Annotated in this window: 19 protein-coding genes; 11 read left to right on the top strand and 8 right to left on the bottom strand. The window is 74.6% G+C overall.

The genetic code is table 11. From position 1 onward, the window contains the following. Nucleotides 1-11 precede the first annotated feature (11 nt). The 3 genes from ACZ4U1_RS08995 to ACZ4U1_RS08985 are packed head-to-tail and all read right to left on the bottom strand — an operon-like array spanning nucleotide 12 to nucleotide 3147. Nucleotides 12-854 carry a carbohydrate ABC transporter permease gene (locus ACZ4U1_RS08995; protein ID WP_467901480.1) on the bottom strand — a complete coding sequence of 281 codons (843 nt, stop codon included), beginning with the start codon at nucleotides 852-854 and terminating at the stop codon, nucleotides 12-14. Nucleotides 855-856: 2 nt separating this feature from the next. Further along, a complete protein-coding gene (locus tag ACZ4U1_RS08990) occupies nucleotides 857-1792 on the bottom strand; it encodes a carbohydrate ABC transporter permease (RefSeq protein ID WP_467901416.1) in 936 nt (311 codons plus the stop codon). Next, complete coding sequence (locus ACZ4U1_RS08985) at nucleotides 1789-3147, bottom strand: extracellular solute-binding protein (protein WP_467901415.1); 1359 nt, start codon at nucleotides 3145-3147, stop codon at nucleotides 1789-1791. The genes ACZ4U1_RS08990 and ACZ4U1_RS08985 overlap by 4 nt, the downstream gene beginning before the upstream one ends. A gap of 203 nt (nucleotides 3148-3350) precedes the next feature. Here ACZ4U1_RS08985 and ACZ4U1_RS08980 point away from each other — a divergent pair, with 203 nt between their 5' ends. Then, nucleotides 3351-3953, top strand: a complete 603-nt coding sequence (locus ACZ4U1_RS08980; RefSeq protein WP_467901414.1) for a toxin-antitoxin system, toxin component family protein — start codon at nucleotides 3351-3353, stop codon at nucleotides 3951-3953. Beyond that, nucleotides 3950-5185, top strand: coding sequence for an MAB_1171c family putative transporter (locus tag ACZ4U1_RS08975; RefSeq protein ID WP_467901413.1), 1236 nt, complete (start codon nucleotides 3950-3952; stop codon nucleotides 5183-5185). Before ACZ4U1_RS08980 ends, ACZ4U1_RS08975 begins: the two co-directional genes overlap by 4 nt. A gap of 54 nt (nucleotides 5186-5239) precedes the next feature. Here the strand turns inward: ACZ4U1_RS08975 and ACZ4U1_RS08970 are convergent, their stop codons facing one another. Together ACZ4U1_RS08970 and ACZ4U1_RS08965 are read right to left on the bottom strand one after the other, a co-directional pair. Further along, nucleotides 5240-6088, bottom strand: coding sequence for an SMP-30/gluconolactonase/LRE family protein (locus ACZ4U1_RS08970; RefSeq protein WP_467901412.1), 849 nt, complete (start codon nucleotides 6086-6088; stop codon nucleotides 5240-5242). Further along, nucleotides 6085-6858, bottom strand: coding sequence for an IclR family transcriptional regulator (locus ACZ4U1_RS08965; RefSeq protein WP_467901409.1), 774 nt, complete (start codon nucleotides 6856-6858; stop codon nucleotides 6085-6087). The genes ACZ4U1_RS08970 and ACZ4U1_RS08965 overlap by 4 nt, the downstream gene beginning before the upstream one ends. Nucleotides 6859-6997: 139 nt before the next feature. Between ACZ4U1_RS08965 and ACZ4U1_RS08960 the strand changes: the two genes are divergently transcribed. Beyond that, the gene (locus ACZ4U1_RS08960; protein ID WP_467901408.1) at nucleotides 6998-7555 is read left to right on the top strand and encodes a hypothetical protein; all 558 of its coding nucleotides are present in this window, start codon (nucleotides 6998-7000) and stop codon (nucleotides 7553-7555) included. A gap of 6 nt (nucleotides 7556-7561) precedes the next feature. Here ACZ4U1_RS08960 and ACZ4U1_RS08955 read toward each other — a convergent pair whose 3' ends face one another. After that, nucleotides 7562-8392, bottom strand: coding sequence for an oxidoreductase (locus ACZ4U1_RS08955; RefSeq protein ID WP_467901406.1), 831 nt, complete (start codon nucleotides 8390-8392; stop codon nucleotides 7562-7564). Between the two features lie 44 nt (nucleotides 8393-8436). Beyond that, nucleotides 8437-9318: an ATP-grasp domain-containing protein gene (locus ACZ4U1_RS08950; protein ID WP_467901404.1), complete on the bottom strand. Its 882-nt coding sequence runs from the start codon at nucleotides 9316-9318 to the stop codon at nucleotides 8437-8439. Between the two features lie 151 nt (nucleotides 9319-9469). Between ACZ4U1_RS08950 and ACZ4U1_RS08945 the strand changes: the two genes are divergently transcribed. Genes ACZ4U1_RS08945 through ACZ4U1_RS08935 form a run of 3 tightly spaced genes read left to right on the top strand, consistent with a single transcriptional unit; the run spans nucleotide 9470 to nucleotide 13017 of the window. Then, nucleotides 9470-10075 (top strand): O-methyltransferase, encoded by a 606-nt coding sequence (locus ACZ4U1_RS08945; protein ID WP_467901402.1) that lies wholly within the window; start codon nucleotides 9470-9472, stop codon nucleotides 10073-10075. Nucleotides 10076-10130: 55 nt separating this feature from the next. Then, entirely contained in the window at nucleotides 10131-11615 is a 1485-nt protein-coding gene (locus ACZ4U1_RS08940; protein WP_467901401.1) for an acyl-CoA synthetase, read from the top strand. Continuing rightward, a complete protein-coding gene (locus ACZ4U1_RS08935) occupies nucleotides 11608-13017 on the top strand; it encodes a carboxyl transferase domain-containing protein (RefSeq protein WP_467901399.1) in 1410 nt (469 codons plus the stop codon). Before ACZ4U1_RS08940 ends, ACZ4U1_RS08935 begins: the two co-directional genes overlap by 8 nt. Before the next feature lies 1 nt (nucleotide 13018). On the opposite strand, the gene ACZ4U1_RS08930 is transcribed toward ACZ4U1_RS08935, so the two are convergent. Further along, on the bottom strand, nucleotides 13019-16639 hold the full coding sequence (locus ACZ4U1_RS08930; protein WP_467901397.1) for a S8 family serine peptidase: 3621 nt from the start codon (nucleotides 16637-16639) through the stop codon (nucleotides 13019-13021). Between the two features lie 226 nt (nucleotides 16640-16865). On the opposite strand from ACZ4U1_RS08930, the gene ACZ4U1_RS08925 reads away from it, so the two are divergent. The 5 genes from ACZ4U1_RS08925 (at nucleotide 16866) to ACZ4U1_RS08905 (ending at nucleotide 25665) form a co-directional block, all read left to right on the top strand. Next, nucleotides 16866-17306: a CU044_2847 family protein gene (locus tag ACZ4U1_RS08925; RefSeq protein ID WP_467901395.1), complete on the top strand. Its 441-nt coding sequence runs from the start codon at nucleotides 16866-16868 to the stop codon at nucleotides 17304-17306. After that, nucleotides 17306-19057, top strand: coding sequence for a VMAP-C domain-containing protein (locus ACZ4U1_RS08920; RefSeq protein WP_467901478.1), 1752 nt, complete (start codon nucleotides 17306-17308; stop codon nucleotides 19055-19057). Before ACZ4U1_RS08925 ends, ACZ4U1_RS08920 begins: the two co-directional genes overlap by 1 nt. Nucleotides 19058-19099: 42 nt before the next feature. Continuing rightward, nucleotides 19100-20134 carry an AAA family ATPase gene (locus ACZ4U1_RS08915; RefSeq protein WP_467901393.1) on the top strand — a complete coding sequence of 345 codons (1035 nt, stop codon included), beginning with the start codon at nucleotides 19100-19102 and terminating at the stop codon, nucleotides 20132-20134. Further along, nucleotides 20124-24470: an SAV_2336 N-terminal domain-related protein gene (locus ACZ4U1_RS08910; RefSeq protein ID WP_467901391.1), complete on the top strand. Its 4347-nt coding sequence runs from the start codon at nucleotides 20124-20126 to the stop codon at nucleotides 24468-24470. Before ACZ4U1_RS08915 ends, ACZ4U1_RS08910 begins: the two co-directional genes overlap by 11 nt. Before the next feature lie 157 nt (nucleotides 24471-24627). After that, complete coding sequence (locus ACZ4U1_RS08905) at nucleotides 24628-25665, top strand: rod shape-determining protein (RefSeq protein ID WP_467901389.1); 1038 nt, start codon at nucleotides 24628-24630, stop codon at nucleotides 25663-25665.

The following is a 25665-nucleotide window of genomic DNA, read 5'->3' as shown; positions in this document are numbered from 1 at the left end:
ACGGTCTCCTGTTACTGGCCGGCCAGGCCGGTGTGGGCGACACCCGCCACGATCTGGCGCTGGAAGAAGACGAAGACGATGATCAGCGGCAGGCCCGCCATGAGGCCGCCGGCCATCAGCTGGGCCCACTGGATGCCGTAGGAGTTCATGACGGTCGCGATGCCGTTCGGCATGGTCATCAGGTCGGGGTTGTTGGTCACCATGTAGGGCCACAGGAAGTTGTTCCACGAGGCGATGAAGGTGAAGATGCCGACCGCGGCGAGGGAGGGGCGGGCGAGCGGGACGACGATGGTGAAGAAGACCCGCCAGCGGCCCGCGCCGTCGATGAAGGCGGCCTCCTCCAGTTCGCGCGGGATGCCCTGGAAGAACTTGTAGAGGATGTACACCATCGCGGCCGGCGCGCACTGGGGCAGGATCATGCCCCAGTAGGTGTCGACCATGCCCATCTGCTGGACCGTGGTGAACAGGGGCACGCCGAGGACCGCCGGGGAGATCATCAGGCCCGCCATGACGACGCCCATCAGGACACCCTTCCCGCGGAACTCGGTGCGGGCGAAGCCGTATCCGGCCAGGGCGCTCACCAGCAGGACGACGGAGGTCACGCAGACCGAGACGACCAGGGAGTTCACGAACCAGTTCGTGAGGTTGCCGGTGTCGAGGAGGGCCTTCCAGGCCTGGCCCGTCCAGTGCTTCGGCAGCCAGTGCGGCGGCACCTCGACGGCCTCGGTCTCCGACTTGAGGGAGGTGAACAGGCCCCAGGCGAGCGGGGCGAGGAAGACGACGGAGACGGCCGTGCCGAGCAGGGTGAGGACGATCTGGCTGGGGGTCCATGCCTTGCGGGGCTGGGTGGTCATGCTCATCGGGCTGCCTCCTCACGGTTGCGCAGCAGCCACATCCGGGCGAGGGCGACGGCCGCGATGATCACGAAGAAGATGACGGAGATCGCGGAGGCGTAGCCCACGCGGTAGCTGGTGAAGCCCTCTTCGAGGGTGTACTGGACGAAGGTGCGGGTCGCGTTCTCCGGGCCGGGGCCGAAGTCCATCATGACCACCGCCTGGTCGAAGACCTGGAGGGAGGCGAGGATCTGCAGGGCGATGACCAGGCCGGTGATGTTGCGCAGCATCGGCAGGGTGATGTGGACCATGCGGTGCCAGGCGTTCGCGCCGTCCAGCTTGGCGGCCTCGTAGAGGTGGTCGGGGATGGACTGGAGCGCGGCGAGGTAGAGCAGGAAGCTGAAACCGACCGTCCACCAGAGGGTGCAGATGACCACCGCGAGCATCGCGTACGACTTGTCGGTCAGCCACGGCGTGTCGATGCCGAGGACGTGGTTGATCATTCCCGTGCCGGGGTTGAACAGCCACTGCCACAGGTTGCCGGCGACGGTGGAGGGCAGGAGGAACGGGGCGAAGAAGCAGAGGCGCCAGAGCCACTTGCCGCGCTCGATGTGGTGGGCGAGCATCGCGAGGAGGAAGGCGAGGACCGTGATGCAGGGCACGACCAGGAGCGTGAAGTACGCGCTGTGGCCGAGGGCGTCCCACATCAGCGGGTCCTCGAGGGCCTCGCGGTAGTTGTCGAGGCCGATGAAACTCTCGCCCTGGCCGGAGATGTTGGCGTCGGTGAAGCTCAGGTAGATGCCGCGCAGCAGCGGCCAGATCACGAAGAGCGCGAACAGGGCGAGGAACGGGGCGACGAACCAGCCGCCGTGCTGGAAGCCCTGCTTGCGGCGGACGGCGACGCCGGCGGCGGCTGACGTGGTCCGTGCGGGTGCGAAGACGGTCTCGGCGGTGGTCATGCGGCCGTACCTCCCTGCGCGGCGGTCTTGCCGTCCATGGGGTTCTTCATCGCGAGCAGCGTGCTCAGCTCGCTCTTCATCCGGCGGGCCGCCGCGTCGGGCCCCGCGGAGCCCATCGTGGAGGAGACGACGATCGGGCCGACGCGCTGGGCGAGGATGCCGGTGGAGCCCGCGAACCACACCTTCGGCTCGTTGGCCTGGTGGTCCATGGCCGACACGTACTCGTTCTGCGGGTACAGCTTCTGGTAGGCGGGCGTGGACAGGGTGGGCGTGTATGCGGGGATGTGGCCGCCCGCCGCCCACTGCCGGGCGTGCGTGACCACGTAGGCGGCGAGTTGGTGGGCCGCCTCGTTGGTGGCGCCGCCACGGTCGGACTGGTGCGGCAGGACGAAGGTGTGCGACTCGGCGTGCGTGGCCTGCTTGCCGAAGACGGGCGGCAGCGGGATGGCGCCGTAGTCGACCTCGGCACCGGCGAAGACGGGCACCGACCAGTTGCCCTCCCAGCAGAAGGGGGAGCCGTTGACGAACTGCTCGGCGCCGGCGCCGCCGCCGTAGCCGGGGTCGGCGTACCCGTCGGTGATGTGCCGGCGCAGGAACTCCAGGACCTGGGTGGCCTTGTCGGTGTCGAAGGTGACCTCGGTGCGGGCGTCGTCGAACCAGGTGCCGCCGAGCTGGGTGTAGAAGGCGACGAAGAACCACCACTGGAAGTTCTGGTCGTTGTGCCAGAAGCCGATGGTCTGCAGGCCCTTCCTGGTGGCCTTCCTGGCCTCCTTCAGCACCCCGAACCAGTCGTCGGTCGACGTGATCGGGACGATCCGGTCGTCGGCGCCGAGCAGGCCCGCCTTCTTCAGCACGTCCTTGCGGTAGAAGCAGAGCTGGACGTGGACGTCGAGCGGGAGGGCGTAGAGCTTGCCGTCGATGAGGCCGCGCTGCCACAGCCTGGGGTTGAAGTCCTGCTCGCGCACTCCGTACTCGGCGAGCAGGTCGACGTCCCAGGCGTCCAGGAAGCGGCCCGGCGAGAAGCCGGTGACCCGGCCCATGTGCATGACGCCGAGTTCCGGTGCGCGGTTGCCGGCCGCCGCCATGGCGAGCTTGGTGTAGAAGGGGTTGCCCCACTGGAGGGTCGAGTCCTTCACCGCGATGTCCGGGTGCGCCGCACGGAAGGCGTTCAGCATCGCGATCATGTTGGCGCCGTCGCCGCCGCTGAAGAGGTTCCAGTAGCGGACCCGGGTGCCGGCGCTGGAGGCGAGTGCGTCGGCTCCGCTGCCGAGGGCCGCGAAGCCGAAGCTCGCGGCTACCGCCAACCCGCCCGCAGCGCCGAGGAGTTGCCTGCGATTCAGGCCAGGTTGTCCCATACCTTGCCCCCACCGTTCGATATATCGGATAGCGCTCGTAACTTCGAACGGGACCGTAGATTCGAAGCGCGTCCACGTCAATGGGTTGGACACAAGCTCACAGGCGGTTCCCCGGTGAACGACGGCCGTCGGATCGCATGACGTGGGCACATCCGGGCGCGTACGCTCGGACCAGCCGCGACCGGCGGTGGGAAGGGAGACAGATGAGCTTCGGGGGCGCGCGGGAGCAGGCGGCACGCCTGGCCGCACGACTGCGGCGCTCCCGCCCGGGTTCGGCCATGCGCACCCTGGCCGGCGACCTCGCCGCCGCCGTCCGCGCCCGGCCCGAACGGCCCGAGGGGGTACGGCCGTTGTGCCGGGCCCTGTGCGAGGAGATGAGCGCGCTGCGCGGCGGGCGACCGGTCGAGTTGCGCTTCGAACGCTTCCCGGACGAGATCGAGGTCACCGGGCTGTGGGTCGAGTTCGCCGACTTCGACCTGGTCATCGTGGAGGAACGGGCCGAGGCCGTACAGCAGTTGGTCATCCTGGGGCACGAGCTGTGGCATCTGCACGCCGGGCACCGGCACCACCATCTCGCCGGGGCCGCCGCGGCCCGGGCCCTCGCCGACACCCCCGGCTGGCGGGAGGCCGCCCTCACCGTGGCCGCCCGCAACGGCTCCCGGGAGGCCGACGAGGCCGAGGCCGACGACTTCGGGCACCGCCTGGCCACGCTGTTCCGGGGCCACCTCTCCGGAAGCGGCGCCGCCCCGCTGGACCCGGTGCAGCGTTCCCTCGGCTACCGCGGGCGTGGAGGAACGGCTCGGTGACCCTGGCGGCGGAGAACCCCTCGGGGTTCCTCAGCGCGTTCTACATCTCCTTCTGGATCCCCACGGCCGCGCTCACCGCCGCCCTGGTGATCAAGCTGCCCAGCATCATCCGGCTGTGGCGGGACCCCCTGCTGCGCGCGGTCGGCGGGCTGCTGCTGCTCGCCTGCGCGGTGTTCGTGTTCTGCACGCCGTCCACCATCGCCCGGGTCAACCGGGTCACCGGTGTGCCCAACTTCTCGGCGCCCTGGTGCTATTCGCTCATCACCGCGTTCTGCGGCTCCTGCCTGCTGCTCCTCGTCACCTGGCGCAACGGCCCGTCCGGCCGCTCGGCCGCCACCCGGCGCGCCACGCGGTGGGTGATCTCTTCCTACTCGGGGGTGATCGTCGCCCTGTGGGCGCTGTTCCTGCTCGCCGACGCGCCCGAGGAGCGGCTGCGGGACCTGGACACCTACTACGCCACCACGCCGTTCATGCGCGAGGAGATCCTGCTCTACCTGGTCGCGCACGCCGTGGCCTGTGTGATCACCTTCCGGCTGATCCGGGACTGGGTGCGGGCCGCGGGGCTGGACGCGTGGCTGCGCCGGGGCCTGGAACTGCTGGGCGCGGGCTACGTCCTGAACCTGGTCTTCGGCGCGGTCAAACTGACCGCCGTGGTCGCGCGCTGGTGCGGGCGGGACCTGGACTGGCTGAGCACCGACCTGGCCCCGCCGGTGGCGGCCCTCTCCGCCATCCTCATCGCGGCCGGCTTCGTCCTCCCCCACGCCGGCCAGTACCTGCGCGACCGCCGGCGGATCCGGCGCGCCCACCGCGAACTGCGGCCGCTGTACCGGGTGCTGTGTGCCGCGAGCGGCGAGGGGGTGCCGTTCGTGCTGCGGGCCACGCCCGAGCTGCGGCTCACCCGGCGCGAGACGTTCATCCGGGACGTGCTGCTGGCGCTGTCCCGGCACATCGACACCGGCCTCGGCAGCCGCGCGTACGACGCCGCGCTCGGCCTCGGCCACCCGCCGGAGCGGGCCCGCGCGCTGGCCGCGGCGGTGACCGTTCTCGACGCGGTCGGGACCAGGGCGCGGATGCCGTCACCGGCGGAGCCGGCCGGGGGGCCCGACCCCGCGGAGTTGCTCCGCGAGATCGGCGCCGTCTCCCGCGCGCTGCGGCGTCCCGCCGACATCGCGGCGGTCCGTGCGGCGGCCGTCCCGGCGGAGACGGTCACGGTTCTGAGTGAGGGTGGCTGACGCCGGCTGCCGACTGCGGGTCCGCGGTGGCTGGTCGCGCGGTCCCCGCGCCCCTCAGCCTGCGAACGCCGGTTGGGGCAGGCCCTGGCCCGCGTCGGGGATCACCAGGAGGGAGCCCGACAGGGGGTGCGGGGCAGACAGGCCCGTGCGGGCTGTGGTGACGTACAGGTCGGTCATCCCGGGGCCGCCGAACGCGCACGCCGTCGTGCGCGGGGCCGGCAAGGTGATCACGCGGTCGAGGTCGCCGGCGGGCGTGTACCGGCGTACCGCTCCCCCGTCCCACAGCGCGACCCACACGCAGCCCTCCGCGTCGACCGTGAGGCCGTCGGGGAAGCCGGCGCCCTCTTCGATCCGCACCAGAGGGCGGCGGTTGCGGACCGTGCCGTCGGGGTCGTGGTCGAAGACGTCCACGCGCCGGGTCGGGGAGTCGACGTAGTACATGAGGCGGCCGTCGGGGCTCCAGCCGGTGCCGTTGCTGACGGTGGCGTCGGGGAGGATCGTCGTCACCGTGCCGTCCCCGGTGAGGCGGGAGAGCGTGCCGCCGGCCGGCGCCTCGTCGTAGCGCATGGTGCCCGCCCAGAGGGAGCCGTCGGGGGCCACCGCGGCGTCGTTCGCGCGGCGGCCGGGCACCGGCTCGTGGTGCAGCCAGCGGAAGGTGTCGTCGGGGTCCAGCAGGCCGACGCCGTCCCGCAGGTTCAGCACCAGGCCGCCGCCCGCCCGGGGCTTGGCGGCGCCGATGTGCTGCGGCGTCGTACGGAGGGTGCGCCGGCCGGAGGAGGGGTCGTACGTGTGCAGCCGCATGCCCAGGATGTCCAGCCAGATCAGCCGGCCCGTCGCCGGGTCCCAGGTGGGGCCCTCGCCGAGCGCCGCCTCCGCCCGTACCGCGACCTCGTACGGCGTCATACCGCGCTCCGGTGGCCCAGCCGCTCCGACAGCTCCGCCGCGCCCTTCGCGGCGAGCTGCTCCAGCTCGGCCCGGCGCTCCTCGCTCCAGCGGATCATCGGGACGGAGATGGAGAGGGCCGCGACGACCTGGCCGGTGCGGTCGCGGACCGGGGCGGCCACACAGCTGACGTCCGGGTTGGACTCGCGGTTCTCGACGGCGATCCCGCGCTGCCGGATCTGAGCCAGGGTCTCGCGCAGGACGGCGGGATCGGTGATGCTGTTGGGCGTCATCGCGGTCAGCTCGGCGCCGTCCGGGATCCGCGCGGCCAGCTCCGCCTCGGGCAGGGAGGCCAGCAGCATCTTGCCGACCGAGGTGCAGTGGGCCGGAAGGCGGCGGCCGGCGGCCGAGACCATGCGGACCGCGTGCGTGGAGTCGACCTTGGCGATGTAGATGACGTCGGTGCCTTCGAGGAGGGCGACGTGGACGGTCTCGTCGCAGGTCTCGGCGACCGAGCGGGCCACCTGCTGGCCCTCGGCGGCGAGGTCGAGCTGCTCGGCGTAGCGGCTGCCGAGCTGGTACGGGCGTACGCCGAGCCGGTACCGTCCCGGCTGCCCGGGCACCGGCACGATGTACGACCGTGCGGCGAGCGTGGTGACCAGCTCGTGCACGGTGGTGCGCGGCAGCTGGAGCCGGCGCACGATGTCGGGGGCGGAGAGCGTCCCGTCCCCGTCGAGGAACAGCTCAAGAATGTCGAGAGCTCGGGTCACGGCAGGCACGAGGCGTCCCACGTCCGGCCCCCTCCCTTGGTCTAGCGTCTGCGTTCGAGATTTCAACAGACGATCGGCATGACGAACACAGGCTAGTCATGGTGGGTGGTGCGGGCAATGGGTCGGGAACGGCCCCGTGGTCACGGGCACCATGGAGGCCATGGATCTGGACTTCCAGCTGGTGCTGCTGCGGCGCATGGCCGACCACAACCCGGAGCTGGCCGAGGAGGCCCGGCGGCGGCTCGGCGCGTCGGCCGCGGACATGCGGGAGGCCAACAAACGGTGGCAGGCCATGGTCCGTTCGCCGCGGACCCGGGGCGCGGCGGCCCGGTACCGCTCCGTCCTCGGCGAGCCGGAATCCGTCGAGCCCCGCCGCCTCGGCGACGTCGACTGCGAGGCCCGGCGGTGGGCGCTGCCGCTCTGGCCGGAGCTGCGCTTCGAGGTGCTCGTCGGACCCGACGGCGGGGTCTGGAACGAGTGGCTGGTACGGGCGCCCGGCGCGCCCGCGCCCGAGCTGCGCACCCTGGAGGATCTGACGCCCTGGTCCTGCACGGTGGACGAGGCCGCCCGCGCCTTCCCTCCCGCCCGCCCGCTGGAGGGCACCGCCCCCACCCGGTGGGGGCTGGCCCTCACCGCCCCCGACCGGGAGGGCGTACGACGGGAGGTCGTCGCCGAGTTCACCTGGGGGCTGCTCCAGCGGACGGCGGTCCTGCCCTGAGGGGCATCAGGCGTCGAAGGCCGTCGCCCTCGTCTGCTTCTCCCACGCCGTGACGTCCCCGCGGACCTGGTCGAGGTGGGCCAGGACCGCGCTCACCCCGTCGTCGCCGAGCGGCAGCCGCAGCGGGGTCCGCTCGGCCTCCAGCGCGGCCAGGATCACGGCCGCCGCCTTGGCCGGGTCGCCGGGCTGGGAGCCGTCGCCGCCGGACACGGCCGAGCGGGTCTCGCTCACCTTGGCGTACACCCCGCTGTCCTGGCTGGCCCCGGACCGGCCGGCGCCGAACAGGGAGGTACGGAACGCGCCCGGCTCCACGATCAGCACCTTGATGCCGAACTCCGCCACCTCGTCCGCGAGCGCCTCGGAGATGCCCTCCAGCGCGAACTTCGTGCCGCTGTAGGCGCCGAAGCCCGCGAAGGACATCTGCCCGCCCATGCTGCTCATCTGCACGATCGCGCCCGAGCGCCGCTCCCGCATGTGCGGCAGCACGGCCCGCACGAGCGCCACCGGACCGAAGAAGTGCAGGTCGAACAGGTCCCGCAGCTCCGCGTCGGTGGTCTCCTCGACCGCGCCGACATGGGTGCGGCCCGCGTTGTTGACCAGCACGTCGATCCGGCCGTGCCGGTCCACGACATCCCGGACCACCATGTCGACCGCGGCCAGGTCGGTGACGTCCAGACGCACCGCCTCGACCCGGCCGGGGTGGGCGGCCACCAGGTCGTCCAGGGCCTCCGGACGGCGGACCGCGCCGATCACCAGGTCGCCGGCGGCGACGGCCGCCTCGGTGATCTCCCGCCCGAAGCCGCTGCTCGCCCCGGTCACCAGCCATACCTTGCTCACGTCAACTCCCCGTCGGAACCGATGTCTTGACGGACCCTAACCGATCAGGGCGCGGTGTCCCCGGCCGCCACGAGGATCGCCTCCGTCACACGCGGCAGCGACTCCGGGTGCAGCCACAGGAACAGGTTCGGTTCCACCAGCTCCAGTTCCATCAGGCGGGGCTCGCCGTCGTCGCCGTCGACCAGGTCGACGCGGGCGTACAGCAACCCCGGTGAGCCGGGTACGGCCGCCAACGCCTTCTCGGCCACGGCGCGTTCGGCGTCGGTGGGCTGCCAGGGCTCCAGGCGGGGGTGGGCCACCTTGTCGGCGTCGTACGGGGTGCCGGGCGACAGGACGGCGCCCTTGCGGCTGGCGTGCAGCAGCCGCCCGCCGAAGAACTGCAGCGCCCGCTCGCCGGCCACGTCGATGCGCGGCATGTACGGCTGCACCATCGCGGTGAGCCCCTCCGCGTGCATGCGGGCCAGGTGCCGTACCGCCGTGTCCTGCTCGGCGGGCGTGTAGCGGGCGGCGAACCGGGCGCCCGCGCCCGACGTCGGTTTGATCACGAACTCCCGGCCGGCGGGCAGGTCGGCCGGCTCGCCGGGCGCCGTGTAGCGGGTGGGGACGGTGGGCACACCGGCCGCCGTGAGGTCTCCGAGGTAGCGCTTGTCGGCGTTCCAGCGCACCACGGGCGCCGGGTTCGCGAGCCGGGTCAGCGACCCGACCCGGTCAACCCAGGCACCGAACTCGGCGGCCCGCCAGCTGTAGTCCCAGGTCGAGCGGATGACGACGAGGTCGTAGCCGCCCCAGTCCGCCGCCGGGTCGTCCCAGTGCCGGGCCTCCGCCTCGGCACCGGCGTCCGTGAGCGCCCGCACCAGCAGCGGCAGATCGGCGTCCTTGCTCGGCTCGGTTCCGGGGTCGTAGGTGGCGAGGGCTATCCGGGGCACGGCGGGCTTCCTGTCGTACGGGGGTTCGAGGGATGGCGCGGCTGCGAGGCTAACAAGCGCGGGTGAACTCCCGCCCCGCAACGGCCCGGAGCGGTTCGGACCGCTCCGGAACGGCCCCGCGACCGGCCGGGTTTCGGGCAGGATCACCTCCATGTCCCTCGCCGGTACGGACGCCCACACCGCCCTGCCCGATCTGCCGCCCCTGGTCCGCGCCGCCCTGGCCGCCGCCCGGGCCCGCGGCTTCCCGCACTCCTGCCGTCCCGAACAGGGCCGCCTGCTGCACGCGTTGGCGGGCGGCGCACGGCTGCGCATCGCGGAGACCGGGACCGGCCTGGGCGTCGGCCTGGCCTGGCTGGTGTCGGGGGCCGCGGCGGGCGTGCGGCTGTACAGCGTGGAGCGGGATCCGGAGCGGGCGCGGGGTGCGGCGGAGGTCTTCGCGGGCCGCCCCGAGGTCACCGTGCTCACCGGCGACTGGCGGCGGATCGAGGAGTACGGCCCCTACGACCTGCTCGTCCTCGACGGGGGCGGGCAGGGCAAGGCGCCCGGGGATCCGCCCGCCGACGTCGAGCGGCTGCTGGTGCCCGGCGGGACGGTCGTCGTGGACGACTTCACGCCCGCGGTTGGTTGGCCCCCGCTGCACGAGGGCCGGCCGGACCGGGCCCGGCTGCACTGGCTGGAGCATCCGGCGCTGCGGGCGGTCGAGCTGCGGCTCGCGGCCGATCTGAGCACGGTCGTCGGGACGCGGCTCCTGGTGTAGGAAGGGTGCTGTCGTCCCCAGCGGTCGGCACCGTCGACAGTAAGGAGTGCGCCGCGTGTCCTCCCTCTTCCCCGCCCTGGCGAGCGGTCCCGGTGAGCGCAGCGAGACGGGGGTCCCCCCGGACGAGGTCCGGGGGAAGGTCGCCCTGCGGTTCGGACCACGGACCCTGACGTACGGCGCGCTCGCGGGCGCCGCGGGTGCCCTCGCCGCCCGGATCGAGGGCTCCGGCCGGGTCGCCGTGTGGGCCACCCCGGAGCTGGAGACCGCCGTCGCGGTGACCGGTGCGCTGCTCGCCGGGGTGGCCGCGGTGCCGCTCAACCCGAAGTCGGGCGAGAAGGAACTGGCGCACATCCTGTCCGACAGCGCGCCGGCCCTCGTGCTCGCCGCGCCCGGTGCGGAACTGCCGCCCGTCTTCGGTGACTTGCCGCGTGTCGACGTGGACGCGTCCGCCTCCGGGGCCGTCCCCGGGGAACGGGCGTCGGACGGCGACCCGGCGCTGGTCGTCTACACCTCCGGCACCACCGGCCCGCCCAAGGGCGCGGTCCTGCCCCGCCGGGCCCTCGCCACCACCCTGGACGCGCTGGCCGACGCCTGGCAGTGGACCGCGGACGACGTGCTGGTGCACGGGCTGCCGCTGTTCCATGTGCACGGGCTGGTGCTGGGCGTCCTCGGCCCGCTGCGCCGCGGCGGCTCGGTCCGGCACCTGGGCCGGTTCAGCACCGAGGGCGTCACCCGCGAGCTGAACGACGGCGCGACCATGATGTTCGGGGTGCCGACGATGTACCACCGGATCGCGGAGGCGCTGCCCGCCGATCCGGAGCTGGCCAAGGCGCTCGCCGGGGCCCGGCTGCTGGTGTCGGGGTCGGCCGCGCTGCCGGTGCACGACCACGAGCGGATCGCTGGGGCCACCGGGCGCCGGGTGATCGAGCGGTACGGCATGACGGAGACGCTGATGAACACCAGCGTGCGGGCCGACGGCGAGGCCCGGGCCGGCACGGTCGGGGTGCCGCTGCCGGGCGTGGAGCTGCGGCTGGTGGAGGAGGACGGTACGGAGATCACCGCGTACGACGGGGAGAGCGTCGGGGAGATCCAGGTGCGCGGCCCGAACCTGTTCACGGAGTACCTGAACCGGCCCGACGCGACCGCCGCCGCGTTCACCGCCGACGGGTTCTTCCGCACCGGGGACATGGCGGTGCGCGAGCCGGACGGCTATGTCCGCATCGTCGGGCGCAAGGCCACCGATCTGATCAAGAGCGGTGGGTACAAGATCGGGGCCGGTGAGATCGAGAACGCGCTGCTGGAGCATCCGGGGGTGCGGGAGGCCGCGGTCACCGGGGAGCCGGACGCCGACCTGGGCGAGCGGATCGTGGCCTGGATCGTCCCGGCGGACCCGGGGAACCCGCCCGGCGCGGAGGAGTTGGCGGACCATGTGGCCCGGCGGCTGGCCCCGCACAAGCGCCCGCGGGTCGTCCGCTACCTCCAGGCGCTCCCCCGCAACGACATGGGCAAGATCATGAAGCGGGCCCTCGCCGATGCCTGAACGGCTCTCGGCACGGGAGCTGCTGGCGCTGGTCACGGACCGGGACAGCTTCCGTGAACTCCCCTCTCCGGCAGGGCGGTCGCGCCCGGACGGCCCCCTCGGCTGGCAGGGCTACGACGCCTCGCGCGCCCGTGCCGCCGCACGCACCGGCGAGCAGGAGTCGGTGGTCTGCGGCACCGCGAGCGTCGACGGCACCCGGGCCGTCCTGATCGCCTTCGAGTTCGGTTTCCTCGGCGGCTCGCTGGGCGAGCGCACCGGGGACCGGCTGGAGGCGGCGTACCGCCATGCCCGCGAACAGCGGCTGCCGGTCGTGCCGTTGATCGCGACCGGGGGCAGCCGTATGCAGGAGGGCATGCTCGCGCTGACCCAGCTGCAGCGGGTGGCCCGGCAGTCCGCGCTCACCCGGGAGGCCGGCCTGCCCCAGATCGCGGTCCTGCGGGATCCGACGACCGGCGGCGGCTGGGCCACCCTCGGCGCCGGCGCGGACATCGTCCTCGCCCTGACCGGCGCCCAGGTCGGCTTCGCCGGCTCCCGCGTCCGCCCACCGGACGCCGACCCGGCCGCGTACACGGCGGAGGCCCAGCTGGCGGCGGGTTCGGCGGACGCGGTGGTGGAGCAGGCCGAGCTGAAGGAGGTGCTCGGGGGGTGGCTGCGGCTGCTGGCGGGGGCGGACGCGCCGGGAGCGGGTGCGCCGGGAGCCGGGGCCGGCGCGTCGGCAGGAGCCGGGACCGAGCCCGCCCCCGTGCCGGGCGCGCTCGGGCGGGGTGGGCTGCCCGGGAGCGGGTGGGAGGCCGTCGAGCGGGCCCGGACGGCCGGGCGGCCACGGGCGCACGCCTACCTGGACGCCTACTTCGGCCACCGGCTGCCGATCAGCGGCGACCGGTGCGGCGGCACCGATCCCGACGGGATGCTGTGCGGGTTCGGTGAGCGGGACGGCCGTACCGTGGCGTACGCGGCGCAGACCGGGACGGCGACCCGCCCCGCCGGGTACCGCACCGCCGCCCGGCTGATCCGGCTCGCGGACCGGCTCGGCATCCCCGTGCTGACGCTGGTGGACACCCCGGGCGCCGCGAACGACGCGGAGGCGGAGCGGCAGGGCGCCGGCGCGGCCATCGCCGAGGTGTTCGGCGCGGTGGCCGCCGCCCGGGTGCCGGTCACCACCCTCGTCATCGGCGAGGGCGGCTCCGGCGGCGCGCTCGCGCTGGCCGCGCCGGGCAACACCTGGGCCACGCCGGACAGTTACTTCTCGGTGATCGCCCCGGAACTGGCCGCCGCGATCCTGAAGCGCCGGCCGGAGGAGGTCCGGCCGACCGCGGACCAGCTCCGCATCCGCCCACAGGACCTGGTGGAGCTGGGGGTGGTCCGGGGCATCGCGGACCGCGTGGACCACTCCCGGCCGTAGGTCACCTCACCGCCACGGCCCGGACGGTCTCCTGGGTCACCGAGCCGCCCCTGTCGTCGTGGGCCGAGGCCCGCAGGGAGACGGACGCGGCGCCGCGCGGCACGGTCAGCGTGCCCCGCCAGGAGGCGCCCCGGCCGGCGGTCAGGGGGACCGTCCGCCAGGTCGTGCCGTCGTCGTACGACACCTCCAGCCGGCCCCCGCCGAGCGTGCCGGTTCCGGCGGCCCGGGCCACGTACCGCGCGCTGAGGCCGACCGTCGTCCGCCGCCCGCCGGGCACCGCGCCGGTGAGGTCGGTGTCGAGGTCGTAGGCGAGGTTGATCAGCGGCAGGTACGTCCAGTGGTCCTCGGGCGTGGCGGCCGAGCGGAAGGTCCACTCGGTGTGGCCCCGGGTGGCGAGCGGCCACCGGCCTGCGTCGAGTTCCGTGTCGGTGACGACCCGGTACGTGTGCTCGTCGGCGGGCGCGTCCCAGACGTAGGCGGCGGAACCCGTCCGTCTGTCGGCCAGGGTGCCGTCCAGGTGGACGGCGGTGGTCTGGCGCATTCCGCTGTCCTCGCTCCACACGTCGCCGAAGCCGGTGTGGTCGGGTCCGGAGTCGCCCCAGCCGGGCACGTTCACCTGGATCCGGTTCCCGGCGCGTTGCTGGCCCCAGCCGAGCCCGGTGCCCAGCCAGGGGTGCCACACCGGCCGGAACCAGTTCAGCGCCGGGCGGGTGCCGCCGGTGTGGCGGACGAGCCCGCCGCGCTCCTCCAGGGCGCCGTCGGCGGTGGTGACGGACTCGTGCCACAGCTGGCCGGGGCCGGTGGAGACGTAGTCGGTGCGCTCGGCGGGCAGGGCAACGCGTTCCCGGAAGCCGAGGCCGACGGGGAACGTGTCGGTGAGGGAGTACCGGAACTCGCCGCCGTGCCGGGGCCGGGCCGAGTGGAACTTCACGTGCAGCGCGGCGAGTCGGCGGTGGCCGGGCGCGTAGGTGAGGTCCCGGTCCGGGATCGCGCCCCGGTGGCCCTCGGAGAGGTCGTACACGTACGGCGGGTCGGCGGTGCCGGTCATGTCGACCCGGCCCGCCGCCCTGAGGCGTGCCGCGTCCGCGCGGTTCACGGTGGCGATCTGCAGCGGCCGGCCGGCGTTGTCGTCGGTGCCCCACCAGGCCATCAGCCGGCCGGGCGCGTCGTCCGTGACGAACAGGGCCCGGGCGCCCGCGTCCTGCGCGGCCCGCGCGAGCGCGGCCGGGTCGGCGCCGTCGGCGAGGCGGGCGAGCACGGCCTTGCCGGACACCCCGGTGACGGGTCCGTCGCCCACGTCCACCAGCGGGAGCCTGCTGCGGCCCTCGATGAGGGTGCCGCCCGGCTGGACGGTGGCCTCGCCGACGCCCTCGACCTCCAGCAGCGGCTTGGCCAGCCGCCACACGGTCCGGTACTCGAAGCCGCCCCGCGTGACCTCCGGGGTGGGCGCGGCGAAGACACTGTCGTAGGCGAGGGGCACCTGGACCGCCTCGAACAGGTCGGCGCCGTCCGCCTTCCGGTCGTACTCCATGACCAGCTGGTGGGTCTCGGTGCGCCGGTCGACGTCCGCGCCGATCTCCCGCAGCGCGCGGCCGTCCAGGGTGACCTCGCGGTCCCGGTCGAGGGTGATCTCGGGGGCGGCGAGGAAGCCGAGGCCGAGGGAGTCGGCGCCGTGGCTGCCGCGCACGTCGAGGAAGGAGGCGAGGGAGTAGGTGCCGGGCCTCAGGCGCAGTCTGAGCGTGCCGGAGTCGCCGACGTGGGCGGGCTCGGGGTCCGCGCCCTCGGCGAGCCGCTGCACGGTGAGGCCGGCGGCGACGGGCGCGCCCGTACGGTCCTTGACGTGGACGGTGAGGGTGTACCGCTCCTCCTCCTTGACCAGCCCGAAGGCGGTGTGGGCGACCGTCGCGCCGGCCGGGTCGGTGGCCACGATCCGTCCGCTGGTCTCGCCCACCGGTGCCTTCGCGCCGTCGCCGGTGACGGTGGTGGAGGCGGTGCCGTGCGCGGGAACGGTGAGGGTGTCGTCGGCGAGGGCGGCGGCGCCGGCCGGGGCGCCCCGCACCGAGAGCTTCAGTTCCACCGGTCCCGCGGAGGAGTTGGTGTAGGTGAGGGTCCGGGTGACCGGCTGGTTCCCGTCGTACGGCCAGCTGTGGAAACCGAGGTCGGCACTGCCGGTGGCGGTGACCGTCGCGCGTACCGCGTCCGGCACGCTCACCCGGCCCGCGCCCAGCGCGTAGGCGGAGGCGTCCAGGGGTTTCGAGGTGGACATCAGCGCGTCCTTCAGCCGCGCGCCGGTCCAGTCGGGGTGCTGCTCGGCGAGCAGCGCGGCGACGCCCGCGACCTGCGGGGTCGCCATCGACGTACCGCTCATGGACGTGTAGGGGCCGGTACCGGGCAGGAGGCCCGAGCGGGCGGCGAGGACGTCGACCCCGGGGGCGGAGAGGTCGGGTTTCAGGGCGTTGTCGCCGTACCGGGGGCCGGCCGAGGTGAAGGGGGCCGCCTGGTCGGCGGAGTCCACCGCGCCGACGGTCAGGGCGGCGTCGGCGGCGCCGGGCGAGCCGATGGAGGAGGGGGCGCCGGTGTTGCCGGCCGCGACCACGAACAGGGCGCCGGTCTCCTTCGAGAGGGTGTTCACCGCCTGCGCCATGGGGTCGGTGCCGTCGCTCGGCTCCGTGGAGCCCAGGCTCAGGGAGACGATCCGGGCGTGCACGTCCCGGGCGGCCCACTCCATCCCGGCGATGATCTGGGACTCGCTGCCCGAGCCCTGGTCGCTGAGCACCTTGCCGACGGCGAGGGCCGCGCCGGGTGCGACGCCCCTCTCCTTGCCGTCGGAGGCGGCGCCGCTGCCGCCGACGGTGGAGGTGACGTGGGTGCCGTGTCCGTTGCGGTCGGCGACCTCCTGCCCCTCGACGAAGCTCCGAGTCGCGCTCACCCGGTCCGCGAGGTCGGGGTGGCCGAGGTCGGCGCCGGTGTCCAGGACTGCGACGGTGACGCCCTTGCCGGTCAGCCCCGTGTCCCAGGCCGCCGCCGTGCCGATCTGGGCGTTGGTCTCGGCGAGTTCGGCCGAAACCCGCCCGTCGAGCCACACCTTGCCGATGCCGGACGTCCGGGTGAACGACCGCCAGAAGGTCCGGCCCTTGCCGGCCGTCACGGCGGCCCCGCGCAGGCTGGGCAGCGCGCGGGTCCGCTCGGCACCGGCCGGAACCGCGGCCCGGGCGCCCTTGTCGTAGGTCACGATGAGCGGCAGCGCGTCGGCCTTCGCGTCGGTGAGTCCCTGCCGGATCAGCCCGCTGACGTCGAACAGCCGCCGGTCCAGGGTGCCGGCGCGCAGATACGGCAGCGCCTCGTCCGGTACGACGGTGAGTTCGCCGTCGCTCTTCCGCGTCCGTACGGCACCGCCGGCCCCGCGCGGCCGCCGCACGGTGACGGTCTGCCTGCCGTGTCCGAGGTCGGTGACGGTCACCTTGTCGCCGGTGACCAGGGTGACGGTGGTGGTGTCGCGGCTGCCGGGTCCGGGGCCCGGGGTGTGCCGGGCCGCGGCCGCCGCCGGGCCGGCCGGGAGCAGGGCGCTCACCAGCCCCGCCGCCAGCAGGGCCGCCCCGCGTCTGACTGGTCCTGTGCTCATCCACGCCTCTTCTCATGAGTGTCGAGCGCGTCGAGTGCTGGGACGAGTGTGATGTGCCGTTTCCCGCACGGGGATTGACCGGGACTGACGGAAAGGCGCCCTGGCGGGTTTTCGCCAACCTCGGTGGACGTCCCGCCGCACACCGCTGAATATGTGACTCCGGTAGCACCGTCCGTAACATGGTCGGTGTCACTGGGTCAGGTACGACGGGGGAGCGAGCGCCACGATGGACGGATTGGTGGAGTTCAGGACCGAGGACGGTGCGCTCGTCGTGGTGGAGGGCGCCGGCACCACCCGGTCGGGGGCCCGCCTCGTCTCGCGCGGTGACGGACCCGCGCAGGCCGCGCGCACCTTCGAGGGCGCGCTGGACGGCGTACGCGCCGCGGCCGCGGCCGCGCTGCGGGTCTTCCGGGACGGCAGCCTGCGCCCCGACGCGGTGGAGATCGAGTTCGGCGTGCGGCTGTCCGCGGAGGCCGGTGCGGTGATCGCGAAGGGCTCGGCGGAGGGTCACCTGGTCGTCAAGCTCAGCTGGTCGCCGGGGCAGCAGCAGCCGGAGCAGGCCGCGACCGGCGCGGGTCTCCCCGAGCAGAGCGTGCCGGTGCCGGCCGTTCCCGGGCAGACCGTGCCGGCGCCGGCCGTGCCCGGCCCGGAGCCCGCCGACCGGTGATGCACAGCGCCGCCTGGCACGCCCGCATCGCCTGTGGCGACGAGGTGGGGGCCGGATTCCTGGTCACCGGCCGCCGGGTGCTCACCTGTGCCCACGTCGTCCGGTGCAGCGACCGGGCGGCGGTGACCGTCTCCTTCCCGAACGCCCGGGAGCTGGGCGAGCTGTCCGCGTCGGTCGTCGTCCACGGCGGCTGGGCGGGCGAGGTCACCGACCCCGGCGATGTCGCCGTGCTCGAACTGGACCGTGACGTCCCGCTCGCCCCGGCCGGTTTCGCGCCGCCCCAGGCCGCCTACACCGAGCCGTACCCCAAACTGATCGCGTACGGCTTCCCCGAGGGCTACGACGAGGGCACGCTCGCCGAGTACCAGGCGGTGTCGGGCCAGTTGATCGCCGGTGAGTGGCTGGAGCTGGTGGCGTGGAACGGGCACGGGCAGCCGCTCGTGGCCGGATTCAGCGGGGCGGCGGCGACGCTGCCGGACGGCAGGGTGGCCGGCATGGTCACCGCGGCCTCCGACGCGCCGGACGTGCGCAAGGGCCGCATGCTGCCGCTGGACGTGATGGCCCGGTACTGGCCCGGACTGGGCGAGCTGGTGCCCCGCCCCGGCCCCGGCCACCGGGACGACGCGCGCGAGCGGCTGTACGACCTGCTGCGCCGGGCCGCCGCCGAGCCCGAGCGGGTGTGCGACCCCAACCGGCTGTACGTCGACGCGGTCGGCGCCTTCGGGCCGCCGCTGCCCCCGGGCGGCTTCACCTCCCTGTGGGCGGCCGCCGCCTATGTGCAGGGCGAGGTCCCGGACCCGGAGGCGGTCAGCCGGTTCGCGGGCCGGCTGCGGGAACTGCTGGACGGTGAACCGGCGTTACCACCCCCGGCGGCCCCGGCGGCGGCCTCCTCGGCCCCGTCGTCCGCCGATGCGCCGGCCTGGTCCCCGGTCGTCGTGGAGATCGACCACAGCGGTGCCGGTCCCGACCAGGTGACCGTGGAGGTGTCCGCGTACCGCGACGGCCGGCGCCGGCCGGTGGGCGCCCGCCGGCTGCCGCGGAACGCGGTGCGGGCCTACGTCCAGAACCGCATCGACGAGGCCGTGGCCCACCTCGCCCCGGACGCCGACGAGCTGGTGACGTTCGTCCTGCCCCGCGAGTGGCTCAACGAAGCGGTGGCGCACTGGGAGTGCGGCGCGGACGACAGCACGCCCCTCGGCTGCGCCTATCCCCTGGTGGTGACCGACCGCGCCCGCCACCACAGCGGCCGGCTGCGCCACCAGCTGCGCAAGAAGTGGCAGAAGCTGGACTCGGGCGGCGCGGTCGAGGTGCACCGCGTCGAGTGCGGCACCCGGGAGCGGCCGCCGAGCCTGCGCAAACGGCTGTGGGACGGCGAGGCCGGGCTGGCGGGCTTCGCGACCCCGCCCACGGCGGCCCGGCAGCACTTCGAGGTGGGCCTGACCGTACCCGTCCCCGTCCTGCTGTGGCCCCGGACCGGCTCGCCCTGCCCCGGCCACGAGGACGACGCCCCCTGCCCCGACACCCCCGCCGGGGAGCCGACCTGCCCCGGCACCGCGTTCCTCGACCAGCTCACCGCCTCGGTCACCGGTGTCCCGCCCGCCGAACTCCCCCGGCACGTCCTGTCATTGCGGCTGACCGCGGACGCCGACGACGAACCCGACCGGCACTGGGCGAGAGACCTCCAGCTGCTCTGGGACGACCCGCGCTGCTTCCCCGAGACCACCGCGAGCCTGCACTCGCCCGTCGCCTGACCGACCGCACGACCGACCGCCCCCCACGGAGAAGAAGAGCCCATGCCCCTGTGGCCCGTCTACACCGGTACGAACGAGCCGCACGACGGCATCACGAAGCTGCCCCCGCCGCCGCCCTGGCGGGCCTTCGACGGCGGACCGGTGCTCGCGGCGCCGGACGCGACCGCCGACGCCTCCGCCGTCTCCCCCGACCGCACCCACCGCGCCGAGACGTACCAGGCCACCCGGGAGACGGTCCAGCTGGTCAACGCGGCCCTGTACCTGCGCCGTCCGCTGCTGGTCACCGGGCCGCCCGGCACCGGCAAGTCCTCGCTGGTGTACGCGGTCGCCCGGGAGCTGCGGCTCGGCCCGGTGCTCCGCTGGAACATCACCAGCCGCAGCACCCTCCACGACGGCCTCTACCAGTACGACCCGCTCTCCCGGCTGTACGCGGCCCGGCAGGAGGCCGGCCGGCCGGACCGGGCGGAGGGCACGGAGAGCCGGTCGGGGATCGAGCACCATCTGCGCCTGGGCCCGCTCGGCACCGCCCTGCTGCCCTACGACCGTCCCCGCGCGCTGCTCATCGACGAGATCGACAAGAGCGACCTGGACCTGCCCAACGACCTGCTGAACGTGCTGGAGGAGGGCCAGTACGAGATCCCCGAGCTGGTGCGAGCCTCCCGGCTCACGCCGGACGGCGTCGCCGAGGTGCTGGCCGACGGCACCGACGAGCGGGTCCCGGTGGCCCGCGGCCGGGTGCGCTGCCGGGCCTTCCCGTTCGTCGTCCTCACCAGCAACGGCGAGCGCGAGTTCCCGCCCGCCTTCCTGCGCCGCTGCGTCACCCTGCACCTGCGCCAGCCGGACGACCGGCACCTCGCCGAGATCGTCCGGGCGCATTTGGGCGAGCCGGACCCGTACGCCCGCACCCTGATCGAGCGCTTCCTGGCCCGGTCGGGCGTCGGCGACCTGGCCACGGACCAGCTCCTCAACGCGATCTACCTGGCCCGCTCCGCCGACCTGGACGCCGAGTCCCTGGACCGGCTCGCCGAGCAGCTGATGCCGTACCTGGGGCCGACCGCGCAGTCCGATGTCTTCTGAACCCTCCGAGCCCGCCGAGCCCGCCGGGCCGTCCGGCTCCCCGGATCCCCTGGTCCGCCTGGCCGACATCCTGGCCGCGGCGGCCCACGGGGTGCGTCCGGGCCCACGGGAACTGGCCGAAGTCCTGTGGCTCGCACGGCAGATGGAGCCGGACGCCGACGCGCCCGACAACACCGGCGAGGCGCCCCCGGAGGAGCCGGCTCCCCCGGCGCCCCGGGAAGCGGCACCCGAGCCCCAGCCCGAGCCCGCCCGGCCCCCGGAGGAGGGCGCCCGTCCGCCCGAGCCCCGCCGCACCGCCCGGCCGCCCTCCCGCGTCCCCCTGCACCTCCCCTCCCGCCGTCCCGCCCTGGCGGCGGACCGCTCCCACAGCCCGCTGCTGGCCCCGGCGCCCCCGATGCTGCGCCACCCGCTCGCGCTGCAACGCGCGCTGCGCCCGCTGGCACGCCGGATCGACGCGCCCGTGGGCCACGAGCTGGACGAGCCGGCGACCGCCGACCGCATCGCCCGCCTCGGCGCCGACCCCGCGTGGTGGCTGCCGGTGCTGCGCCCCGCACGGGAGCGCTGGCTGCGCCTGAACCTGGTGTACGACGCCGGGCCCACGATGCCGGTCTGGCGCCCCCTGGTCCGCGAACTGCACACGGTGCTGGCCCAGTCGGGCGCCTTCCGCACGGTCACCCTGTACCGGGCCGCCGCCGACGGGACCGTGCACGGGCCCGACGCGCACGCCCCCGCCGACGGCCGTACCGTCACCCTGCTGATCAGCGACTGCATGGGCCCGCAGTGGCGGGAGGGCCCCGCCGGCACCCTGTGGTACGCCACCCTGCACCGCTGGGCACGCCGGATGCCCCTGGCCGTCGTACAGCCGCTCCCGGAGCACCTGTGGCGGAACACGGCCCTGCCCACCAGCCCGGGCACCCTGTCGGCCACGCACCCCGCCGCGCCCACGGCCGCGCTCACCTTCACGCCGTACGAACAGCCCGTGCCGGACGAGTTCGCCGCGCCCGGCGGTGCCGTCCCCCTCCCCGTGCTGGAACCGGAGCCGAGGTGGCTGGCGAACTGGGCGGCGCTGCTCACCACGCAGGGCGGCGCGGAGATCCCCGGCGCCGCCGCCCGGCTGGGCCGTCCGCTGCCGGCCGACGCCGAGGACCGTACGGACGTCGGACTGCTGTCCGCCGAGGAACTGGTCCTGCGGTTCCGGGCGACCGCCTCCCCGGAGGCGTTCCGGCTGGCCGGCCATCTCGCGGTGGGCCGCCCCGACCTGCCGGTCATGCGCCTGGTCCAGGCGGCGGTCGAACCGGATCCGCGGCCCCAGCACCTGGCCGAGGTCATCCTCAGCGGCATGCTCACCACCGTCCCCGGCGGGCCGCCCGGCTCCTACGCCTTCCGGGACGGCGTCCGCGAGCTGCTCTTCCTCGGCCTGCCCCGCACCGACCGCCACCGCACCAGTGAACTCCTCGACCGTATGGGCGAGTTCATCGACCGCCGGGCAGGCCGTGCCCCGGGTGAGTTCCGGGCGGTGGTGCCGTCCCCGCGCGGGGCGGGCACGGCGGCCGAGGGCGACCCGTTCGCCACGCTCAGCGAGGACAGCGTGCGGCGGCTGTCGGCGGACGGCACGGAGGGGTTGTTCGCGGGGCGGTACCGGCTGGTGCGGCGGACCGAGGACAGGGGGTGGATCGCCCGGGACGTGCGGGAAGGTGACGCCCTCGTCGTACTGCGCCGGTATCCGCCGGGGCGGTCCCCCGCCGCCTTCACAGGTCTGTGCCGGCAGCTCAGCGCGGTACGCCACCCCGGGATCGCGCGGGTCCGGGACTACGGCTTCACCGACGGCCTCCCCTACCTGGTACGGGACTTCGTGGACGGCCGGACGCTGCAACAGCGCCTCGAAGACGCCGGGGGCGGACTGCCCGCCGAGGAAGTCACCGCCCTGTTCCCGAAGTTGACCGATGCGGTGCTGGCCCTGCACGCGCAGGACGGGCCGCGTGGCGTGCTGGACACGCGCTCTGTCGTCCTCACTCCCGACGGGCCGGTGCTGACCTGCCTGGACTCCGCGCCGCTGGTCCACGGGAGCGGTGAGGAGGTCCTGCAGGCGTTCGGGGAGATCATGCGTGCCCTGCTCCGCAACGGCTCCGACAGGCTCAGGGCAGAGCTGGACACGGCCGTCGCCGCGCTCCTCCCCGACTTCCCTCACGTCCAGCAGCAGGTCGCCGCACTCCTCCGCCCGAGCCCCCTGCGCTTCTCCCTTCTCGGCCCGCTCCAGGTCACGCGCGACGGCCACCCGATCGTCATCGACGACCCCCGCGATCAGGCCGTCCTGTGCACGCTGCTGCTGCGGGAGGGCCGGCCCGCCGCCGAGTCGGACCCGGCCGCCTTGCGCCGCCTGCGCCACATCCTCGGCCCGGACGTCCTGACCACCGACGACAGCGGGGACGCCCTCCACACCCCCTACGACGTCGACGTCTTCCGCTTCCGCCGGCTGGCCGCCGAGGCCGAGCGGGCCCGGGCCGCCGGGAACCCGGCGCGGGCCCGGGAAGCCGCGGCAGGCGCACTGGGGATGTGGCGAGGCGAACCCCTGGCCGGTGTCCCCGGCCCGGCTGCCCGGAGCGCCCGGGCCGATCTGGTCGCCCTGCACCGCAGGCTCGTCGTCCTGCTCGAAGAACCCGCCGAGAACCGCCCCGAGATCCGCTTCGCCGCCGACGACCTCACCGGCCGCCCGGAAGCGCGCATCACCCTCGAAGCAGCGGTGCACGAGATCCTCTCGCGCGGATCGCTCAGCACCCGGCAGTACGAGGTGGACGTCCGCCCAGACGGCTACCTGGTGCGGGCCGAGCCGGGCGCCTATCTGCTGCCCGTTCTCGTCGCCGTACTGCGGGAACTCCCCCACGCGCTCACCCGGCTGACCGACCCGCCGCGGCTGCGGGTGACGTTCGGGCAGCCGTCCGCCGGGCCGCCGGAGGCAGCCGCGGACGTCGTGGTCGTCGTACCGCCCGCCCTGTACGACGACTTCGCCGCCAGCTCCGCCGCCCGGCGCTCCCAGCGGTTCCGGCCGGTGTTCGGCGACAGCGCGCCGGACAGCCCGCCGGCCGCCTGGTACTGCCTGCTCGGCGCGGGGTCCGCCGAGCCCGGGGAACGCGACCTGGTCCAGGGGCCGTTCATCACGCCCGACCTGCGGGAGCTGGGCGTGCCCACACCGGGCCGTACGGCGGTGGTGCACACGCGGCCCGACGGCCCGCTCACGCTGCTCGACCCGATCCAGCCCTACGGCACGCGCCCGCCGCGTCCGGAGACGTACTACGCGGTGGATCTCGCCCCGCACGAGACCCGGCAGATCGTGTCCCTGCCGAGTTCGGGGAAGGGCGCGTTCCAGGCCGCGGTGAAGCTGTCCTGGCGGGTCGAGGACCCGGTGGCGTTCGTCCGTGCCGAGGTCAGCGGTGTCTGCGGGCTGCTGCTGGAGCATCTGCGGGCCGCGGCGGCCCCGGTCACGCGGCGCTATCCGCTGCGCCGGGCGGGCGCGGCCCAGCGGGTGGTGAACGCGGGGGTGGACGACTGGCCGGTGCCGGGGCTCGCGGTGTCGTACACCGTGCAGCTGGTCCCCGAGTGGGCGCCCGCGCCGGCGGCGGAGCCACCGGTGCCGTCGCGGCGGCGGCTGTCGGCGCTGCTCGCCGACACGGAGACGGTGCTGATCGGCTTCGACGGACCCCTGGCCCGGCTGTTCCCCGCGCAGACGGCGCGCGAGGCCGTGCTCGACCTGCTGTCGGTCGTGGCCGATCACCGCGATCCGCAGGACGCGCTGGCGGGCCGGCCGCTGCCCGTGGTGAGCGCCCCCGGCCGGGAGGCGTTCACGCATCCGCTGGACCTGCTGCGGGCCTTCGCCCACGACCGGCTCGGACCGCTGCTGCGGGCGCGGCTCGACGAACTGGAGCTGCGGGCCGTGCCCGACGCGCCGACGACGCACCGCTCCCTCGCGCTCGTCCGTGCCCTGCACCGGTCCGGCCGCCGGGTGAGCGTGGTGACGGACGTGTGCACGCAGGCCGTCCACCGCTACCTGGAGCCGTACCGGCTGCCGCTCGCGGGCATCCACGGCCGCCGCGACGACCTGAGCCTGCTGACGCCCCATCCGGACTGTCTGCTGCGCGCCCTGCGGGCGCGTGGCACGCCGTCCCGCACGGGGGTGCTGATCAGCTCCTCGGTCGCCGAACTCACCGCCGCCCAGCAGCTCGGCCTGCGCTTCGTCGGGTACGCGCCCAGCGCGGCCGGGCGGCGCAGCCTGCGGGAGGGCGGCAGCGAGGTCACCGTCTCGTCGCTGGAGCCGCTGCTGGAGGCCGCCCGCGCCCTGTGACCCGCCGACACACCGGTGGGGCCGGGAAATACGCCCGTTCAGCGGCGCCCCGCCCGGGCGCGCACAGCGGGCGCCCGCTCCCGGCCCCGCGCAGGATGCCAGTGAGCCCGCCGATTCGGGCGGGGCCCCAAGGCCACCGCACTCGGGAGGATCCACCGTGACCGTCAGCCTGGAGCAGTTGCGCCGCTGCCACTTCGCCGTCGACCTGGGGGCGGCCCGCACCCGGGTGTACGTGAAGGGTGCCGGTCTGGTCGTGGACCAGCCTTCGGTCGCCGCCGTGAACACGCGCACCGGCGGGCTGATCGCCGTGGGCGAGTTCGCGGAGAAGATGACGGGGCGCACCCCGGACTACATCAGGGTCGTACGGCCCATCTCCGGCGGCACGGTGGTGGACATCGAGATGGCCCAGCGGATGCTGCGGCATCTGCTCGGCGACAAGATGCGCCGGGCGCTGCGCCGCAAGCCCCGGCTGCGGGCGGCGGCCTGTGCCCCGCACGACGCGGATCCGCTGGCCCAGCGGGCGACGATCGAGACGCTGGTCGGGCTGGGGGCGCGCAGGGTGGAGCTGGTCGACACGCTGATCGCCGCAGCCGTGGGGTGCGGGCTGCCGGTAGAGCGGCCCGAGGCCACCATGATCATGGTGTGCGGGGCGGCGGCGACCCAGGTCGCGGTGCTCTCGCTGGGCTCCATCGTCGCCGCGGAGCGGATCCCGGTGGGCGGCGAGGCCGTGGACCACGCGATCGTGCAGCACCTGCGGCACGAGCACGAGCTGATGCTGCCCAGCCAGGCGGTACGGCCGCTGCAGCTGGCCCTGTCCGGCAACGGGCTCACCCCGCACGGCCCGGCGTCCACCGAGATCCACGGCCGGGACGTGGTGACGGGGCTGGCGCGCAGTGTGCGGGTGGACACCGCCGCCGTGCGCGACGCGATCCAGACCCCGCTGACGGCCGTCCTGGACGGCATCGGCAAGGTGCTGCGGGACTGCCCGCCCGATCTGGTGGCCGACCTCGCCGACCGCGGGATCATGATGGTCGGCGGCTCGGCGCTGCTGCCCGGGTTCGACCAGATGCTGCGGGAGGCCACCCGGATGCCGGTGCACATCGCCGAGCGGCCCGACGTGTGCGCGGCACAGGGCCTGGGCGCGATGCTGGAGGGCCGGATCGAACCCCTGGTCCTCAACCCGCTCGCGGCCTGA

It is taken from the genome of Streptomyces sp. NPDC028928, assembly GCF_055564915.1.
The sequence above is the reverse complement of the archived record's forward strand: the minus strand, read 5'-3'. Positions and strand labels throughout refer to the sequence as shown.